This is a genomic window from Vibrio gigantis (assembly GCF_024347515.1).
Lineage (GTDB): Bacteria > Pseudomonadota > Gammaproteobacteria > Enterobacterales > Vibrionaceae > Vibrio > Vibrio gigantis.
In genome coordinates this window covers 1,031,126-1,049,124 of the sequence record NZ_AP025492.1, presented here as the reverse complement: position 1 = coordinate 1,049,124, position 17,999 = coordinate 1,031,126, and the positions used below count along the sequence as shown (strand labels likewise).

Genomic DNA, 17,999 nt, shown 5'->3' with positions numbered 1-17,999 from the left:
TATTCGTAAATACCTTTGTTAATAAGCATAAATATCAGTAAGTAAAGCACCAGATTAGCTTTCCCGCTTGAGAGAATGGCACTTGTCAGCCAAACGCCCTCAGATTTTTGTACTCGAATTAATTGAATTTTACTTCTAAGCTTATGGGATATTTAGGGGGCTTACTAAAGGTTTCATCATGGATAGAAACATGAAGAGTGAGCACAATGCCATCAAAAAGAGTATCACCTGAACCAACAACTCGTTCCGTGATTCTGTTATGCAACACCGCATGCCTGCATCATAAACAGTGGGTAGAGGAACTGCATCTCCATAAATGGGAAGCTCAAATTGCAGAAACTAGCGAGCAGGCCATTCACTTGCTCAATTCCCGCAGCCACCGCTGCGCACCAATTGTCGTTTCCTGTCTAACATCATCTTCAATCGACAAACAATGTGAGCAAATTTCAGTACTGAAGGCTCATTCTCCAAGTTTAAAAGCAATCGCTATCTGTAGCCTGCCACCAAGTCACGACTTGCCACTCATTAAGCAAACTTTTTGGGATTATTACCACCTCCCTATTGATACAGAATGGCTTTGTCGAAATTTAGGGCATGCGTATGGCATGGTAGATACCAAGCAAATGAAACCTAAGCCTGTCTCGTGCCCTAAATATCAATTAGTGGGGCAATCCAGCACCATCCAACACCTTAAAAAGAAGATAACTAAGATCGCTAACAATGATTTCCCAGTTCTGATTCAAGGGGAAACCGGAACAGGGAAAAGCCTATGCGCTCGTTTGATACATGAAGCCTCAGCCCGCAGTCAGAAACCTTTCATCGCTGTCAATTGCGGCGCAATTCCACAATCCTTGATTCACTCAGAGTTATTTGGCTTTGAAAAAGGCTCGTTCACGGGAGCAAACAAACGCTACGTCGGACACGTGGAAAGAGCGAATGGTGGCACGCTATTTTTGGATGAGATCGGCGACCTTGAACTGTCACTACAAACCTACTTACTCCATTTTCTAGAAAATAACTTGATAGAGCGATTGGGCAGTAACAACCAATTACCCGTAGATTGTCGTGTGATTTTCGCCACCAACGTCAACATCGAACAAGCCGTTGCTGCGGGTAAATTTCGAAAGGATCTCTTTCACCGGATCAATGTACTTCCATTGGATTTAGTGCCACTCAATGATCACAAAGAAGACATTGAAGATTTGGTTCGATTTGAGCTGAAGCACAAATATGCATCCAAAACCAAACTGCCTAGTGACACCCTTGAGCAAATGAAACAGTACCATTGGCCGGGCAATGTCAGAGAGTTATTCAACTGCATAAAAAGAGCGATTGTTCTTTCTAACTCAAGCGCCCTCTCTACTCGGCATATGGGGATTCAATTGAAAGACGCGTCGCCCGACATTGAGAGTGACGCTCGACTTTCTTCAAAAAATGTTCGTCGAGTGATTCAGCAACACCACTACAATATTTCCCAATCAGCTAAAGCGTTGTCTATTTCTCGGACAACCTTATACAAACTGATCAAAAAACATCAAATAGTAATTTAAGTCGCATAGCTAATTAAAAAAGCAGCCTAACGAACTAGGCTGCTTTAGAGTTTAATTAATGAAAGTACTTATGGCTCAGGTACAGTAAATGGACAAACATCACAGGTTGCAATGTTCGATGTTTCCATAAATGCTTCTTGCAAGAACAGCGAGTCAAACGTTGCTGTAACTTGATTAGATAGCATTCCGTCTACTCCAGTTGGTAACACATTTGGCGCATAGGTTTTGCTTACTTGTGTACACACTTGACCAATCGCATCACCAAAGTTCGGTATCCACTCTCCTTCACCCGTCTTACAAGCAAACAGCTCAGGGTCGGCACTTAATACACTACACATATTACCAGCACCACATGTGGTCACATCCTCAAGATCATCACAAGGTAAAGCGAAGTCGAGGTAATAACTGCTGTTGACGACTTCGGTAGGTAAGTCAGAACGGCTCAAAGAGTCATCCTTAGAATCCACCAGCGATTCAATGGCCAATGGGATATCACCGGTATTACATATTTCAACATCATAGGTTTTCTTAAGCACAACTTGACCGCTATCAACCTCTAAGAAGCTATTACATACCTTAGAAATCTCAACCATTGGACTCAAATCTATTGGAGGACAATTGTAAGCCACTGGCGCTTGAGCATTTACGATAAGGCCATCAAGATCCACCGAACCATCTATCACACCGACGGCACCATTATTTACAGACAGGTAACTCCCCATGAATGAGAATGACTCACCGACACTCCATACTTCATCACCGTTACCCACCACTGGAAGCGCACCTAAGATTGGTGACTCAGATAAAAAGGCCACCTCGTAATCACCATTAGTGCCTAACGAACCAGGACCGGTATTGGTAACCGTCACGGTGTAATCGATGTTAAACATGCCATCAACCGTAAAGCTGGTTGTGTTACAAGTCGCCGCTATACTGATGCTACATAAACTGAATGAACCGACAACGAAGTCAGCCAAAGATGCATCAATCGAACGTGAAGCTCGTGACTCCACTAAGAAACTACTGAAACAAGGAATATCCTCAATACCAAACTCATCATTCAACAAAGCTGACAAGTTTAATCGACCTTCCACAAAGCTCTCTGTTGGAATAGACGTTGCTTCACCCGTTTTAGCTAGGTAGTCCCAACCTTGCACGTTCGGTAGCGGTATTGTCCCGATAGAATCATCATTTGAAATTGCACATATCTTATCGACACCAACAGCGCCACTGCCACATCTTGCACCCACGAAATCATTCGATTTAGGGTCACCGTCTGTTTGGAAAATTCTCGTCATATTATCCGTGACATCGCCATTATTTAAATCCCACTGCAACACTTCTATATACGGATTGCCGCCACTCGCCTGAGGAAATGAAATCAGCACAAGGATGTCTCCATTGACATGCTGCCCAACAAAGTCGCCCTTAGTTTGTCCATCTGGTAATCCTACTTGGTCTTGTAAGAACCAGAAACCAATGTACATATCACCATTGTTCGCATATCGGTCTGCACCAAAGTAAATCAGCAAATCGCCTTCGCTTTCAAAGGCAGCGGCATACGCATTGGTAAAGTCATCTTTTGGTTGTGGTGACGCGGTACGGAACGCCCAATCCGTAATGTCGGAGTCATCTTTTGATCCCCCCTTCCAAAAGATTTGGTCGATACCGTTACGGTCTTTTTGAAAAAATTCTGCAATCCCTACCATGCTGTTGGGGTCATTTACGTCGTCCCAATCGATAGCACTATTATCACTGGTCGCATTACCATCGAGTTCCATCACATCAACAGTAGCCCATGCCAACTGAGGGCTACTAAACAACAGAAGCACACTAAATAAATAATTTATAACCTTCATGCTCTCTCTCCATTTATCCATACTTATGCTTTTAGAGTTTTCTGCCATACCCAAATTGGAGAAAATCCTTTAGCAATTCGTAGGTTCGAAAGAGCATATTCCAAGCCAAGTTCAACTTGTTGAATTGATTGATGTTTATATTTTGGAGGCACTCCTTTATTGAACGCTTTGTTATCATTTGTCCATGAACCAGAGATTTGAATTAACAATCAATGAGTTAGAAAGGTGAACAAAGTGTCTACATCAGGCTGCTATTAAAGCTTTAATTCGAGGAGAGTGAACTTTAAAAGGTGCAATAACGTAGCCAATACTAGATGATTGAATAACAAGCGGTCGAGTTGACGGGTAACAACTTGATGGATAACTGAAGGTTCAGGGGTGTGAAATGATAGGCGAAAAGACGATGACACTACTTACGATATTTTATGATGGAACGTGCCCACTTTGTGCAAAAGAGATGGCAGCGCTGATTAAATCTGATACCAAAAATCAGATCCAGACCATCGATATCTACAGTGAAGCGTTTTCAAACTACCCGCAAATAGATGCCGAGGCAGCCAATACTATTTTGCATGCACTGGACGAAAACGGAGAGCTGCTGCTCGGTTTAGACGTGACTTACCAAGCATGGAACTTAGTAGGAAAAGGTTGGCTTTATGCGCCATTACGCTGGGCCATATTTAAGCCGTTTGCAGACTGGTGCTACCTAAGGTTTGCCAAGAATCGATATAACATCTCATTCTGGCTAACCGGAAAATCACGTTGCAATGGAAACAGCTGTACGAAATAGTATTGAGTTAAGACATACCACTGGCGACTTTGTAGTAAACGATACCAAACAGTGCAGCAAATACTATTACGGTAAGAGCGACTTTCAACCAAATAAACTTCATGCTTTGTCCTTTTCAATCGAGTTACTGATTCAGGCGACAAGTTATCACAACATGACAAACGGTTGTGTAATGATTGATAGAACTTTGTAGTGAACCCCGATTCCCAGAGAGAACCTTTATGTCGGCAAAAGAGAGAAACCTTCCCACTCATCGACTTTCTAGATTTAGTAAGTTCGCCTCGTTGGCGACAAGAGTCGCAGGTAACGTACTAACAGAAGGCACCAAGCAAATCGCACAAGGTAATAGGCCCAAAGCAAAAGATTTGCTGTTAACGCCACAGAACATAGCTCGCCTGACCGATCAACTCGCGCACCTACGTGGCGCTGCAATGAAATTGGGACAGATGCTTTCAATGGATGCGGGGGATGTCTTAGAGCCAGAATTAGCCGACATTCTTTCTCGCCTACGCTCAGACGCTGACCCACTGCCAACAAAGCAGCTCAATCAAGTCTTAGAGAGCTCGCTTGGGAACGATTGGAAAACAGAATTCCTTTCCTTCAACTTTAAACCGATTGCCAGTGCGTCCATTGGGCAAGTGCATCAAGCGTATAATGATGCGGGGGACAAACTCGCCGTCAAAGTCCAATACCCAGGTATTCGAAAAAGCATCGACAGTGATGTTGATAACGTAGGCACACTGCTCAACATTGTTGGTTTGATTCCCAAATCTGTCGACTACAAAGGTTTGTTAGAGGAAGCAAAAAAACAGCTCCATGATGAAGCGGACTATGCTCGCGAGGCTGACTATGCGACTCGTTATCACAGTGCATTAAAAGAGCACTCACACTTCGTCGTGCCTAAGATTCATCCGCAAGTCTCTTCAGAATCCGTGCTCGCCATGGACTTTATTGAGGGAGTCTCAATAGAACAGATAGAAAGTTACGACCAAAGCACCCGTGACTTTGTGATGCACAGCTTGCTTGAGCTCCTATTCAGAGAATTGTTCGACTTTAAGATGGTGCAAACCGACCCCAATTTCGCCAACTACCTATACGTTGAAAACACCCGACAAATTGGCTTATTAGATTTCGGAGCAACACGTGAGTACAGTGACCGCTTCAGCGAGGGTTATCGCTTGGCCTTTTCTTCTGTAATTAACAGCGATGAGCAAGGGCTCAACCAAGCGTTAGAGCAGATTGGATTCTTTAGCGAGACAATTCTTCCCGAACAACGCCAAGCGATTCTAAACCTAGTGAAGATGGCTTGTGAGCCGATGTTAGTAGACGAAGACTACGACTTCAAAGCAAGTGGTTTAGCGCAACGTCTTCGTGAAGCTGGCACCATTCTGAGCATGGAACAAGAGTACTGGCATACCCCACCTGCCGATGCGCTGTTCTTACACCGAAAGATCGGAGGTATGTATCTACTCGCGGCTCGCCTTGGTGCGAAAGTGAATATCAGTCGCTTGGTCACTCCATATCTTATGTCAGAGAGCAAAAGCACCACTAAAAACGATAGTTAAAACGCTAGCAACAATCTAGATGATAAGCTGCATCACTAACCTCGGCTCATCATCACCGAAATAGTTTTCTTCTTGTTTGATCGTAGAAAACCCCATCGACGCGTAGAGCGCGCAAGCGGATGTGTTATTTGGGTCTACAGTAAGCAAAAGCTTAGCGTCTCGGGGCAGCTGCTCAACCGCCTGTTGCATCAGTTTCCGGCCAATTCCCATACCACGATAGTTCGGGTCTACCGCTAATGATAGGACCCAAAACTCATTCTGCGTGTCCGTGGTTGTCGTTAAGACATAGCCCGCAATCTTAGAGTCTTGCTTAGCAACTAATAAGCCTTTTCCCCAGCAATCAAATGCCTGACGAATGAAAAATTGCGGATAGGCATGGTCACCAAACAAAGCATGTTCAAGCTGGTAAATTTCAGCCAGTTCCTGTTTTTCCGCACAGACAATATTCATAGATAGACCTTGATAGATTTGGCTTCACCCTTGTTACAGCTGACCTTCCACAGTAGCTAGCCAAGTTGGTAATTGCTCCCTAAACCAGTGAATGTATTTCGAAGCTTCAGGATTGTTACGCGAGACTAATATATTCGTGACTTCGACAACGATCCAGCTTTTAGCGATGATCAATTGCCTTATTAAATCTTCTCGGGAAATCAGACTGCTATGAGGTAGGTACTGGTCAACAATAAACTCATAGTCAGACAAAGTACCCATACGGGAAACGAGCGGTGCCAAATCGATAGCTGGGCTGCCATAACCAAAACGCTCCCAATCAAATAATACGAGCTCACCATTGTCTCTTCTGCCCCAATTTCCTTCGTTCGCATCACCAGAGATCAAGGTGTTATGGTCAAAAATACTACGACTTAGCGACTGGATATACTTGAGACTATCTTGAGTTACCAGTGGTAAGTTTAACGAGGCTAAAGCGATGCCAGTGTCATTTTCATTCCAACGATGCTGTTTTACATCAAACGTAGGTACGTAGCGAGAATTATGGATGTCCGCAAGTTGCTCATACACGCTGCTTGTTTGTTGGAGTTCACTCAGAGGAATTGAGTTAGGGATATATTCCAAGAAAAGATCGGGGCCATCATTCAAAATTAAAGCGGGGCTATTCACCCCTTTGAGATGTTGAGCGGCATGTTGATAAAACGCAGACTCTACTTCACTAGCCCCTTGCTTTCTTACACAAGTCGTACCGTCGAGTTCAACCAATGAAACTTTAGCCGAGCCCATTTTCGACAAATCTTCATCGCTCATAAGTTCCCTTTCAAGCATCCTATAAAGTTGGGGGAAGTGTGCCTTAATTTCATCAGAACAACCTAACTCGCATTTCATTCTCCAGGCTTGAGTTAGCCTGCTCGTAAAGCCAATATCTCCGAAATATCGGTGGTTTCATTATATCGACTTAAGTTTTCGTCTTTCGTTGAGATAGCAACAATCGACATTCTGTCTGCAAGTTCATTGCCTTCAATACCAACGTGACCATTAACGTGATGGATGGTTATTTGAGAAGCTAGCTCTTGGTATAGCGCATAGGCAGGCTTGATAATATCGAGGTTTTTGATCTCACCGCCTGACTTGGTCCAACCCTTTTTCTCCCAGCCCGATGCCCATTTAGTAATACAGTCGATTGAGTACTTAGAGTCACAATAAATTGCTACCGACAAACCTTCTTGAAGCTTCTCTTTTGCTAGTAAAAAGGCTTGTTTAAGGCCATGTAACTCAGCGGTATTATTGGTACCAACAGCTTGATACAAGCCATACCACAATTCTGTTAATTGGTTGTTTTGGTAAACGGCTAGTCCCGTCCCTGCTTCACCAGGGTTTGGCTCACAAGCCCCATCAGTAAAGATCTTGATATCAAAAGGCATATCAGTGATTTGTTGTTCTGAAAGAGGTGGCACCTTCGCTTTAGTTGCCTTACCCGTCGAACTAGGCTTCGCTGCGCTAGACGTAAAAGATGTTTTACCACCGAATGCGGATTCTGCTTCGCCCAGTGTTGGAAACGATTTATATCTCGCACCAGCAAAACCATCGACTTGCGCTTTGCACTCATTCCAAGTAGTAAAAATGCCAGGTGTGCGACCTTTCCAAACCACATAATATTTCTTAGCCAAACTAACTCCTTACCAGAACCTAAATACACGATACCCACACCTAAAATGATTCAGCTATGGGGTAGTAATTATGCCTGATTAAGCTTGAAACACATAAGTCATTGCATGAAATACAGCGTGTGTTTCAAGAATATCTACGTTATCGACCAAGTATAGAGCGTTATTTCTAATCACAAACCTAACGGCTTCTAATCAGGAACCTCTATGTGCTTCAAGGTCTTGTTTTAGTTTGGTCGTTAGCTTTTGAACTTTTGGGAGAACTTGTTGCATTAACGATTGAGTCATGATCATTGACTCTGTTGTCACGGTTGGCATTTTTTTCAGAATGCTTTTTCCATGTTCTGTTTTGTAGAAATCGATCATTGCACCGAGCTCTTCTTCAGTGAATTGATTGCTGTAAATCGTTACAATTCCTGGTTCTAGCTTTTGCCAGCTAACCTCCTCTTTCATTAAGTCGTTCATGCCCTGATAGTAATCATCAAAAATAGCTTGTTCTGACTCTGAAACCCCTAGGTCTTTAGACATATTAGCCATCATGCTATCCATTTGAACGTATACCGCGTCCAACGTGGAATCGACATCCATAATCTGAAGAAGCTCTTTTATCAGAGCTTGCCTATCATCTTGTGCCGCTGATAATTGCAGCGGTACGAGTAGAAATAAAATTGCGAAAAATCTGTACATTTTGAGGTCCCTTTAGCTTTGTAAAACAGGTGAAATATCTTCCCAAACATCTCAACACATTGAATTGTTTGCAAATTTACTCACTTTTTATCCATAAGTAAAACGAATTAAACAGTACAAAATAATATAAAATCAATTGCATTTTAATGTTAGGGATTTATTGGACAGATATGAGGAAGACGAAGAGAGGAACAGAGCGCTTTTGAATAAAGAGCCACAAGAGAACCAGAGCCTAAAAGCACTCGTTTCAAGTAATGAGTCATACACTTGAAACGAGGATAACTAATGGCGTGACATGCCATATCAATTGAGCTAGGTATTAATGAAAAAGGAAATCAACCGCGACAAGATTGTAGAACAAGAACACGCCCATGCTAACGCCGATCGTTAGTAGCACATTGCCTGTTTTCCAAATCAGCAAGCCAGTAACCAGCGCGCCTATCAAGTAAGGGTTCTCTAGGCTTGGCCAAAATGTTTGTTCTGGTGCAAATACAATTGGCCCCCAAATCGCGGTCAGCACTGCCGGACTTGAATAACGCAATAAACGTCGCGCGGTTTGGTTGAGTCGCAGCGGAATGGCAGGCTCAAGAAACAAGTATCGACTAAAGAAAACAATTGCTGTCATAAGTAATATCGTTAACCAAATCATCTCTATTTTCCTTCTATGATTGGCTTTTTGCCGTTATTGCGCTCTTGAAATGACTCACTGAAAAAGCCCGCTAACATGCCAGCAATTGCTGCAATCATGAGCCCGCCTTCAACGTTATTCACCGACATAGCAACCGAAGTCACCAATGAAACCAACACGCACACCACAACAGGCAATGTTCTGATTAACGGGAATACCAACGCAATGAAAGTCGCGGCGACCGCAAAGTCGAGGCCAATTTCATTAAGGGATGGAATTTGGCTTCCAGCGACAATGCCAACGAAGCTCGCGATATTCCAAACCAGATAAAAACCGCCGCCAACACCCGCAGCATACCAACGATTGAACTCTTGCTGAGACTGCCCACTACAAATCGCAAACAGCTCATCTGTTAACCAAAAGCCAAGCAATAAACGCCAACGAGCAGGAAGGTGGCTTATCTTTTCGCGCATCGACACACTATATAAAAAGTGTCTTGAGGTGATGAACAGTGTGGTCAGCAACATAGTGCCAAGACCAATACCTGCTTTGAACATCCCTGCAGCGACCAGTTGTGCGGAGCCGGCAAACAAGATCGCCGACATCGCTTGTGCTTGCAGTTGATTCAATCCAGCATCAATCGCGTATGAGCCAGCTAAGATTCCCCACGGTATCACGGCGATACTCAGAGGCATGCCCGCTAAAACGCCCTTCCACAGCTGCGTACGCCTATCTATCTTTTGATTATCCATATTGTTCTTTTCTCTCTTCACATTGTCTATTCAATGTAAAAACACCTGAGTGGATTCGATTGTACAAACTTGCTCGATTAAGCGACCGTATTTTTCGCCGACGCTCAAAGCATTTTGATGTATTGCCCCGGCGTGTAGCCATTGGCCTTTTTAAAGTGTCGATGAAAATGGCTTTGGTCGTGAAAACCACACTCTTGGGCAGTATCTGAAATGGTATGCCCTTGCTTCAGCAGCTTGCGAGAAAGTCTTAATCGAGATTGGATTTGATACGCATGCGGCGGAAGACCAAACTCTTTCTGAAAAGAACGTACTAAGTGAAACGGGCTCAAAGCTGCTAGCTTAGATAGTTCCTCCAGCGATACATCAGCTTGTGGAAAGTCATCTAAGAACTCTTTCACTAAGATAAGCTGGCGCTGAGTTTTTCCATCGAGTTGAGGGTTAAGCGGCGATTTTCCATGTCGGCTAATCAACTTAACCAACATCCCATACATCAATGTTTCTCTTAACAAGCGATTGTCGGATTCATCAATCGTGTTGAAGACCAATCTCAATTGATTGGCGAGTTCTGGATCTTCTACAACGGCTCTTGGGAAATAAGGTGCTCCGTAATTAGGAAGGTTGAGCTCTTGAGTGATCTTGGCAAGTTGCTCTGGAAGAGGGTACATCGCACGATACGCCCAGCCGCCTTCAGTGGCAGAGTGACCACTATGTACCTCATCAGCATTGACCAGAATAATAGCGTCTTGTGGAGCGATATGGTGACCACCCGTTCTATAAAAACGCTGAGCGCCCTGCTCGATGACGCCAAGCGTGTAGCCCTCATGGCTATGGCGTGAGAAGTTCTGCTTTTCATATTCAGCATTAAGAATTTCAAGGCCACCAAGCTCTTCCGTTATCTTATATTCGGCCTTTTCTTTAGAACGTTTCTTGTTCTCCATAACAATTCCCAAGCCTGTTAATTATCGAGCGACTTATCAGTCTACTCTATAGGCTCTTTCAACTTTTGTACAAAATTGCGCTTTTGTTTGCTAATACCGTTTTATTCTTGGCTTACTAACTGGGAGGAGAGTCTGGATCTAGAACGAGTTGGCGAAAAATTGACAATAATTCAATCATACCAGCCAATACTGTCTTCAAATCATCGGCAATAGACCTGATACACCATGAAAAACATACTAATCCTTTTCTTTTTCCTGAGCCTAACAGGGTGCACTCATAACCAATCAAAAGCACTGAGTATAAACTCATCTTCGGTTAATACGTATCCGCAATCTATGTCTAACCTAGAACTGTGCGACACCTTGTATTACGGACGTTCCAGTAACCAGACACTCGCAGCAATTGGCAGTGAATTTAATCGAAGAGGATTATCAAAACGTTGGTGCGATACCGAAACCAACAAGCTCTATCTAACAAAGACGATTGATTGGGTTGCTGAACAAGTGGAAGACAAAGAAGACTCTGAGGAAGAAGCGTCTGCGGTGGTGTTGCCTGCTAATTGAGAGGTCAAACTCAATGTGATGCACAAAAGCCACCTCTAGAAATAGAGCTCAAACAAACTAAACACCGTTCATGCCTTTGCTCACATCAATATGTATTCACATTGATAAATGTTAACAAGTGGTTAATTATCAGTATCCATTATTACTATAAGGAAATAAAAAATGAAATGGATACTTGTTGCATTCGTCAGTGTTTTCTCTGTATTCACATACGCAAAAGATTGGAAACAAATTCGATTTACTGTTGAAGGGGCTTACCCTCCATTCAGTTGGACAACGCAGGACGGCGACTTAGAGGGATTTGAAGTCGATTTGGCCAACGCACTGTGTATCGAGCTAGAGGTGAAGTGCATCATCTCAAAAACAGATTGGGACGGTATTATCCCATCTCTTCTAAGCCGAAAAAACGATGCGATAATAGCGGCGATGACAATTACCGAAGAACGTGAAAAGAAAGTTAACTTCACTATCCCCTACGCAAAAGTTCCTACTCGTTTTGTGATGAAGAAAGATCGAGAGATCAATATGAGCGACGACAGCTTGAATGACCTAACTATCGGGGTTCAGCGAGCAACTATTGGCGATAAGTACCTTTCTGAGATTTACCCAGATGTAGACATTAAACGTTACGGCTCATTCGACGAAGCCTTTACCGATTTACTCAACGGTCGTCTCGATACCGTATTTGGTGGCTCTATGGGGCTCAATGCGGGGTTTCTTGAAACAGAACAAGGTAAGGACTATCACTTTACAGGCCCTAAATTCACCGAAGAGAAATGGTTCGGACGTGGTATTGGTGTAGCGGTACGAAAACAAGACAATGAACTCAAAGATCTTATTGATGATGGTATACAAAGACTGATCGACAATGGTCAACACCAAAAGATTGCTAGCAAGTACTTCTCATACAGTATTTATGAATAGCCTAGCGCACAGAATGAATGAGCTTCACTGATGAAAATTGTTGTTCAATTTTTAGAAAGCTTCAGAAAGCAAAAAGCCGCTCGTTAAGAGCGGCTTTTTTAAGGGGTGGGAACCCAGCCACATCCCGGCACACAAGTCACTCGCTGCGGCTGCTCCCTTCCAGGCCTGACCGAGTTCACGAGCTATTGTTGCGGGAGGACCAGGCCCCCATAGATTCGTTTTCTAAGAGGCTTGCCTCAAAGAGTGAGTGGATTATTAAGCATCACAGCAACCATTGCAAGCCCTTCCACCCTATTTTTAAACAATTACGGTCTAAGTGCTTATCCTTTATTCAAACCATTAGAAAATCGCAGGTAAATTCATCATTTACCCACGATTGATAGTTCAATGTCAGTACTAACTAGATATCGATGTCTTCGTTATCTTCAGTACGAATAATGTAGTCCGTCATCCATGCCGTTCCTAACAGGCATAACCACACTACAAATACAGGGCTTGGTACTTCGATACTTGGAGTAATCACCAAGGCAGCAAAGCCTACCGTGGGCAGCGTCCAACACAGTAACTTATTCCAACGGAAAGTTTTCAAGCGTGTGAGTGTTTCCATCGATGCCATGATGCCAGTAATACACAAGGCAACCAAAGCAGCATAAGGTAAATCGGCTATCCATAATGGAAGTATCAAAACTAATGACCACCAGCTGTGTCGACTCGCTGGTTTAAGGTGATTAGCGGCCCACCAAATAACCATGATGGACAAGACCTGTAATAGAGTCACCCATGGCGTACCATCAAGCTTGCCTGCTGATTGCGTGACCATAATCCCGACCTGCAAAGTAGTCACGATCAAACCCGAAATAATCACCACCGACAAACTACTGCGTCTTGAGAAAACCACCATTAACAGTGGAAACAGCACCCATGCGCTAACAGAGAGCGTGATTGGCTGCAAAGGAAGGGTTAAGCCATAAGTAGTCATGGAAACAAGCAAAGCTAATCCTGCTATGCCCCCCTGCGGCAAAATCCATAGAGCAGGAATGACCATTGCAAGTACTGGGATATCCCCGTCACTTAAACTGATTGCTCTCGCACAGACAACCGCTAATAATGTGGTTATCAAAAACTGAAATGTTGAAAATACCATAGCCCTCTCCTTCTACCGATCCGTGGTATTAATGAACTAGGAACATTTAGTATGGACCAATTTTTAAGCCAAATCTTTGCTGTGATTCACCAAATTCCATATGGAAAAGTAACAACTTATGGAGATATAGCACGTTTTTCAGGATTCCCGGGCTACGCGCGCCATGTAGGAAAAGCACTGGGTAACCTGCCAGAAGGTAGCAAATTGCCTTGGTATCGAGTGATTAATAGTAAGGGTGAAATATCTTTAAAGGGTGATTCGTTCGACCGACAAAAGCAGCATTTGGTTAAAGAAGGGGTTGAAGTGAGTGAGGCAGGAAAAGTTAAGCTCAGAATATACAAATGGCAGCCCTAAAGCTGCCACTAATCGCCAATTCAACTGGCTAAGTTAAACCAATCAAGATGCCTTAACGCGGGCATCGATTTCTGATTAACGAACACCAACCAAACGTAGGTCTGCTTGCTGTGTGTTTTCTACATCAGTAATTACTGACTTAATGGTATCAGTCGTGAAGCGTAGTTTACCGTCAACGTGAATCGCTGCGCGCATATTGTAACGATGGTTAGCTTTAATTTTGTCGTTGTCGTAGCTCAGCTCGAATGCAAACGGTACTTGCTTACCGTCTGTGGTGAACTCTTGAGTCGCGATAACCGTAGATGGGGCATCGGCCAGTGAAATATCTTCTAGCGTAACGGTAACCACTGCATTCTCTGGTAATGCAATTCTTTCACGGTAGCTAACTGTTCCTGAAATCACTTGAGTGTTCTCTGCAACCACTTCTTGAGAAGCGTTCGTTTCTGATGTTGCTTGGCAACCCACAAGTAGACCAAACGATACTAAAGACGTAATAAGAATTAGAGCCTTTTTCATATTCAATTTCTCTCAACATGTTTGCCGGACTCGGCAAATCTACTCACCAATTATAAGAGAGCTTTCATATTCTGTCTTGAAACCCTATGATTTATTGACAGATATCTGACTAAGCTAAATGATTAGCACCATAATCTGACACTCATTTTACGAAGAGGAATGCTGGCGATGAGTCAACCTTTAAAAGAATTACTAAATTTACTTCAGCTAGAGAAACTGGAGGAAGGTTTGTTCCGTGGGCAAAGTGAGAACCTGGGACTTCCGCAAGTTTACGGCGGTCAGGTATTGGGACAAGCACTTTCTGCTGCTCGTTATACCGTTCAAGACGATCGTAGTGTTCACTCTTTCCACAGTTATTTTCTGTTTCCCGGCGATCCTGAAAAGCCAATCATTTACGATGTTGAGAACCTAAGAGATGGGCGCAGCTTCAGCACGCGCCGTGTGAAAGCGATTCAAAATGGCCGCCCTATTTTCTATCTCACGGCTTCTTACCATGGTGATGCCCCTGGGTTTGAACATCAAAATGCCATGCCTGATATTCCTGGACCAGAGAACTTTGCATCAGAAACAGAGTTAGCAAGCCACATTGCTGAATTCCTACCAGAGAAACTGCGCAAAACCTTCTGTGGCGAAAAGCCAATTGAGATGCGCCCAGTGACGGTCGTGAATCCACTGAAGCCTAAAAAGACAGAAGCGAAGCAATACCTTTGGGTTAGAGCAAACGGCGCGATGCCAGACAACCAATTGATTCACCAATACCTGCTTGCTTACGCATCAGATTGGGGATTCTTGGTTACGGCACTTCACCCTCATGAAGTCTCTATCATGACACCAAATTTCCAAGTAGCGACGATCGACCATTCAATCTGGTTCCATCGTCCGTTCAAGATGGACGAATGGCTGCTTTATGCGATTGAAAGCCCAACGGCGGCTAACACTCGCGGCCTAGTTCGCGGTGAGATCTTTAACCAAAAAGGTGAGTTAGTCGCGACGGCAGTACAAGAAGGTGTAATGCGTTTTACTAAGTAACGAATAATTACTTCTAAGTTGAATAAACAAGCTACATCAAAATAGAAAGAGGCGAGGTGTCATACCTAGCCTCTTTCCATCAAAGGTGACAACGCACCAAACTAAAAAACCAACCCCAAGTTCCCTTACTCTGCGGGTTCAAACTCACCTTGTACGCGAGTTTTTATACCATCTCCCGCATCTCGCAATAAGTTAAATGGTGATAGCACTACGCCTTTCACCGCGCCCTCTGCGGCCCCTTGAGCGAGCTCTTTGCTCTTATCAGCTAACAAATTAGCTTGTGCCAAAATACTCGGTACTTCTGCTCGTAGCATTTCAGACTCAGTGACGATAACAGGAATAGTCTGTTCGCGGTAAGACTTACTTTCAGCAAGCATTGGCGGCATAACGTCAACACGATAGCGCTTAAGTTCAGTCAACGTTGGTGGGATGACGTCCGTTCTTACCTGCTCAACTTCCGTTCGAACGTTTTTCACTTCGTCTAGGATAGACGGGATTTTACTGTCGACCGATGCAACCGTTTTGTTCACCTTCTCAACCGTCTTTCGAACATCTTCTACGGTATCGAGCATCTGTGGCGCCAACTCGTCGATGTGCTCCGCCAGCATCAGAAACTCTTCGACTTTTAGCTCTTTAGTTAGAACAGAAAGATCCTCAATAACCTGAGGATAGGTATCGACAATTTCACCGACTTTATTAGTAAATGAATATATGGTGTAGCCCAAATAAAAAATGGAGGCAGCTAACACCAATTGGATAGCGGTAGAGACTTTTGCAAACATGAATAATCCTTTTCTTTATCGCAGAGGCGATGTCTAAACTGAGACAAGATGTAGCGTGGTGCTAAGGCTAATTATAGTGGTAGTGCTGTTGTGTATTTCAATGGTTCCATCGCAAACGTTGAGGTCACATTAGAAATGCCATCAATACTATTAACTAAGCGCTTATAGAAGTCATCAAAGCACTTCATGTCTTTAACCTGCACCTTCATCATATAATCATACTCACCGGCCATGCGGTAAAACTCCATCACTTCTGGAAATTCCGACACAGTATTCACAAAGCGCCCATACCACTCATGAGAGTGATCGCTGGTTTTCACCAATACGAACGCGGTAAAAGAAAGATCTAACTTTTCAGGATTCAGCAACGCCACTCTTTTTTCAATGATGCCGTTCTCTTCAAGACGCTTTAGACGCTTCCAGCAAGGCGTGGTGGTGAGGTTGACGGCTTCAGAAATATCGTTCAATGACAGAGTGCTGTCTTCTTGTAATAACGCTAATATTTTTTTATCTACGGCATCTATCACACTTTCACCAAATCGCTTTTAAATAGAATAATTTTCTACATTTTAGTCAAAACAAAGCAAATATGGCAAAGTTTTTCTCTCTGATTATAGATAAATTAGAACCATACCAATTACAAAGAATTCCTACACAAGATCAGGAGAACGCTTATGTGCACTGACCATCAATGGATTAACAACGCGATTCGTAAAATTGAAGCCGACTACCAACGTTCAGCGGATACGCACCTTATCAAGCTTGACCTACCAAGCATCGAAGGCATTGATATTTATCTTAAAGATGAAAGCACACACCCAACAGGCTCTTTGAAGCACCGTTTAGCGCGTTCTCTGTTCTTATACGCTATCTGTAACGGTTGGGTAGGCCCAGAAACAACGATCATTGAATCGTCATCAGGCAGCACTGCGGTATCTGAAGCTTACTTTGCTCGCCTACTTGGCCTACCGTTTATTGCGGTAATGCCAAAGTGTACAGCGAAGAAGAAAATTGAGCAGATTGAATTCTACGGCGGCCAAGCACACCTGGTTGACCGCTCAGATGAAATTTACGATGAATCTCGTCGTTTAGCAGAAGAGTTGAATGGTCACTACATGGATCAATTTACTTACGCTGAGCGTGCAACTGACTGGCGTGGTAACAACAACATCGCAAACTCGATTTTCAATCAAATGCAGATGGAAGATCACCCGGTTCCAACTTGGGTAGTAATGAGCCCGGGTACAGGTGGTACTTCAGCAACGATCGGCCGTTTCATTCGTTACCAACAGCACGAGACTAAGCTGTGTGTTGTCGACCCTGAGAACTCGGTATTCCACGAATACTTCCAAACAGGCAATACAAACGTGAAAGGCAACACATTCAGCAAGATTGAAGGCATTGGTCGCCCACGAGCCGAACCAAGCTTCATTCCAGGTGTGGTTGACGAAATGCGCAAGATCCCAGATGCAGCAAGTATCGCAACCACACATTGGTTGTCTGACATTCTTGGCCGCAAGGTTGGCGCATCAACAGGTACCAATATGTACGGTGTGCTTCAGCTAGCAAGCGAAATGAAAATGCGTGGTGAGAAAGGTTCTATCGTGACTTTGCTATGTGATAGCGGCGAACGTTACCTAGACACCTACTTCAACGATGAGTGGGTAAACAACAATATTGGTGACCTACAACCTTATGCGGCAAAGCTAGAAGCTTTCTCTCAAACAGGTGAGTTAGCTTAAGCACTAAGCGAAGTACAAGTTTCCAACATAAAAAAGAGCCCTCAATGGGCTCTTTTTG

Annotated in this window: 20 protein-coding genes and 1 other RNA gene; 8 read left to right on the top strand and 13 right to left on the bottom strand. The window is 43.6% G+C overall.

Annotation, left to right across the window (positions count from 1 at the left end; translation table 11 throughout):
- Positions 1 to 206 precede the first annotated feature (206 nt).
- Positions 207 to 1,550: a sigma-54 interaction domain-containing protein gene (locus OCV56_RS04765; RefSeq protein ID WP_086712298.1), complete on the top strand. Its 1,344-nt coding sequence runs from the start codon at positions 207 to 209 to the stop codon at positions 1,548 to 1,550.
- Between the two features lie 68 nt (positions 1,551 to 1,618).
- On the opposite strand, the gene OCV56_RS04760 is transcribed toward OCV56_RS04765, so the two are convergent.
- Positions 1,619 to 3,409 (bottom strand): hypothetical protein, encoded by a 1,791-nt coding sequence (locus tag OCV56_RS04760; protein WP_086712299.1) that lies wholly within the window; start codon positions 3,407 to 3,409, stop codon positions 1,619 to 1,621.
- 403 nt (positions 3,410 to 3,812) lie between these two features.
- Here OCV56_RS04760 and OCV56_RS04755 point away from each other — a divergent pair, with 403 nt between their 5' ends.
- A complete protein-coding gene (locus OCV56_RS04755) occupies positions 3,813 to 4,199 on the top strand; it encodes a thiol-disulfide oxidoreductase DCC family protein (RefSeq protein WP_086712367.1) in 387 nt (128 codons plus the stop codon).
- Between the two features lie 221 nt (positions 4,200 to 4,420).
- Positions 4,421 to 5,764: an ABC1 kinase family protein gene (locus OCV56_RS04750; RefSeq protein ID WP_086712300.1), complete on the top strand. Its 1,344-nt coding sequence runs from the start codon at positions 4,421 to 4,423 to the stop codon at positions 5,762 to 5,764.
- A 15-nt stretch (positions 5,765 to 5,779) separates the two neighbouring features.
- Here the strand turns inward: OCV56_RS04750 and OCV56_RS04745 are convergent, their stop codons facing one another.
- The 7 genes from OCV56_RS04745 to OCV56_RS04715 all read right to left on the bottom strand — a co-directional run bounded on the left by OCV56_RS04745 (position 5,780) and on the right by OCV56_RS04715 (position 10,886).
- Positions 5,780 to 6,214: a GNAT family N-acetyltransferase gene (locus OCV56_RS04745; RefSeq protein ID WP_086712301.1), complete on the bottom strand. Its 435-nt coding sequence runs from the start codon at positions 6,212 to 6,214 to the stop codon at positions 5,780 to 5,782.
- A gap of 33 nt (positions 6,215 to 6,247) precedes the next feature.
- Positions 6,248 to 7,024 (bottom strand): phosphotransferase family protein, encoded by a 777-nt coding sequence (locus OCV56_RS04740; protein WP_086712302.1) that lies wholly within the window; start codon positions 7,022 to 7,024, stop codon positions 6,248 to 6,250.
- Between the two features lie 92 nt (positions 7,025 to 7,116).
- Positions 7,117 to 7,884 (bottom strand): ribonuclease H1 domain-containing protein, encoded by a 768-nt coding sequence (locus OCV56_RS04735; RefSeq protein ID WP_086712303.1) that lies wholly within the window; start codon positions 7,882 to 7,884, stop codon positions 7,117 to 7,119.
- Between the two features lie 192 nt (positions 7,885 to 8,076).
- Positions 8,077 to 8,568: a DUF2059 domain-containing protein gene (locus OCV56_RS04730; RefSeq protein WP_086712305.1), complete on the bottom strand. Its 492-nt coding sequence runs from the start codon at positions 8,566 to 8,568 to the stop codon at positions 8,077 to 8,079.
- Positions 8,569 to 8,887: 319 nt separating this feature from the next.
- Complete coding sequence (locus OCV56_RS04725) at positions 8,888 to 9,217, bottom strand: AzlD domain-containing protein (RefSeq protein ID WP_086712306.1); 330 nt, start codon at positions 9,215 to 9,217, stop codon at positions 8,888 to 8,890.
- A gap of 2 nt (positions 9,218 to 9,219) precedes the next feature.
- Positions 9,220 to 9,948 (bottom strand): AzlC family ABC transporter permease, encoded by a 729-nt coding sequence (locus tag OCV56_RS04720; protein ID WP_086712307.1) that lies wholly within the window; start codon positions 9,946 to 9,948, stop codon positions 9,220 to 9,222.
- Positions 9,949 to 10,052: 104 nt separating this feature from the next.
- On the bottom strand, positions 10,053 to 10,886 hold the full coding sequence (locus tag OCV56_RS04715) for an AraC family transcriptional regulator (RefSeq protein ID WP_086712308.1): 834 nt from the start codon (positions 10,884 to 10,886) through the stop codon (positions 10,053 to 10,055).
- 225 nt (positions 10,887 to 11,111) lie between these two features.
- Here OCV56_RS04715 and OCV56_RS04710 point away from each other — a divergent pair, with 225 nt between their 5' ends.
- Both OCV56_RS04710 and OCV56_RS04705 read left to right on the top strand, forming a co-directional pair.
- The gene (locus OCV56_RS04710) at positions 11,112 to 11,450 is read left to right on the top strand and encodes a hypothetical protein (RefSeq protein ID WP_086712309.1); all 339 of its coding nucleotides are present in this window, start codon (positions 11,112 to 11,114) and stop codon (positions 11,448 to 11,450) included.
- Between the two features lie 162 nt (positions 11,451 to 11,612).
- Positions 11,613 to 12,374, top strand: coding sequence for a transporter substrate-binding domain-containing protein (locus tag OCV56_RS04705; protein ID WP_086712310.1), 762 nt, complete (start codon positions 11,613 to 11,615; stop codon positions 12,372 to 12,374).
- Positions 12,375 to 12,482: 108 nt separating this feature from the next.
- Here OCV56_RS04705 and ffs read toward each other — a convergent pair.
- Positions 12,483 to 12,579: signal recognition particle sRNA small type (ffs, locus tag OCV56_RS04700), an RNA gene on the bottom strand.
- A 195-nt stretch (positions 12,580 to 12,774) separates the two neighbouring features.
- Positions 12,775 to 13,518, bottom strand: a complete 744-nt coding sequence (locus tag OCV56_RS04695) for a VP0952 family biofilm-associated protein (RefSeq protein ID WP_086712311.1) — start codon at positions 13,516 to 13,518, stop codon at positions 12,775 to 12,777.
- A gap of 51 nt (positions 13,519 to 13,569) precedes the next feature.
- Between OCV56_RS04695 and OCV56_RS04690 the strand changes: the two genes are divergently transcribed.
- A complete protein-coding gene (locus OCV56_RS04690; RefSeq protein ID WP_086712312.1) occupies positions 13,570 to 13,872 on the top strand; it encodes an MGMT family protein in 303 nt (100 codons plus the stop codon).
- 75 nt (positions 13,873 to 13,947) lie between these two features.
- Here OCV56_RS04690 and OCV56_RS04685 read toward each other — a convergent pair whose 3' ends face one another.
- Entirely contained in the window at positions 13,948 to 14,388 is a 441-nt protein-coding gene (locus OCV56_RS04685; RefSeq protein WP_048616800.1) for a YbaY family lipoprotein, read from the bottom strand.
- A gap of 168 nt (positions 14,389 to 14,556) precedes the next feature.
- Between OCV56_RS04685 and tesB the strand changes: the two genes are divergently transcribed.
- Positions 14,557 to 15,417, top strand: a complete 861-nt coding sequence (gene tesB / locus OCV56_RS04680; protein WP_086712368.1) for an acyl-CoA thioesterase II — start codon at positions 14,557 to 14,559, stop codon at positions 15,415 to 15,417.
- A gap of 125 nt (positions 15,418 to 15,542) precedes the next feature.
- On the opposite strand, the gene OCV56_RS04675 is transcribed toward tesB, so the two are convergent.
- Together OCV56_RS04675 and OCV56_RS04670 are read right to left on the bottom strand one after the other, a co-directional pair.
- Entirely contained in the window at positions 15,543 to 16,199 is a 657-nt protein-coding gene (locus tag OCV56_RS04675; RefSeq protein WP_086712313.1) for a hypothetical protein, read from the bottom strand.
- Positions 16,200 to 16,270: 71 nt separating this feature from the next.
- The gene (locus OCV56_RS04670; RefSeq protein WP_086712314.1) at positions 16,271 to 16,726 is read right to left on the bottom strand and encodes an Lrp/AsnC family transcriptional regulator; all 456 of its coding nucleotides are present in this window, start codon (positions 16,724 to 16,726) and stop codon (positions 16,271 to 16,273) included.
- A gap of 147 nt (positions 16,727 to 16,873) precedes the next feature.
- Here OCV56_RS04670 and OCV56_RS04665 point away from each other — a divergent pair, with 147 nt between their 5' ends.
- Positions 16,874 to 17,941, top strand: a complete 1,068-nt coding sequence (locus tag OCV56_RS04665) for a PLP-dependent cysteine synthase family protein (protein ID WP_086712315.1) — start codon at positions 16,874 to 16,876, stop codon at positions 17,939 to 17,941.
- Positions 17,942 to 17,999 lie beyond the last annotated feature (58 nt).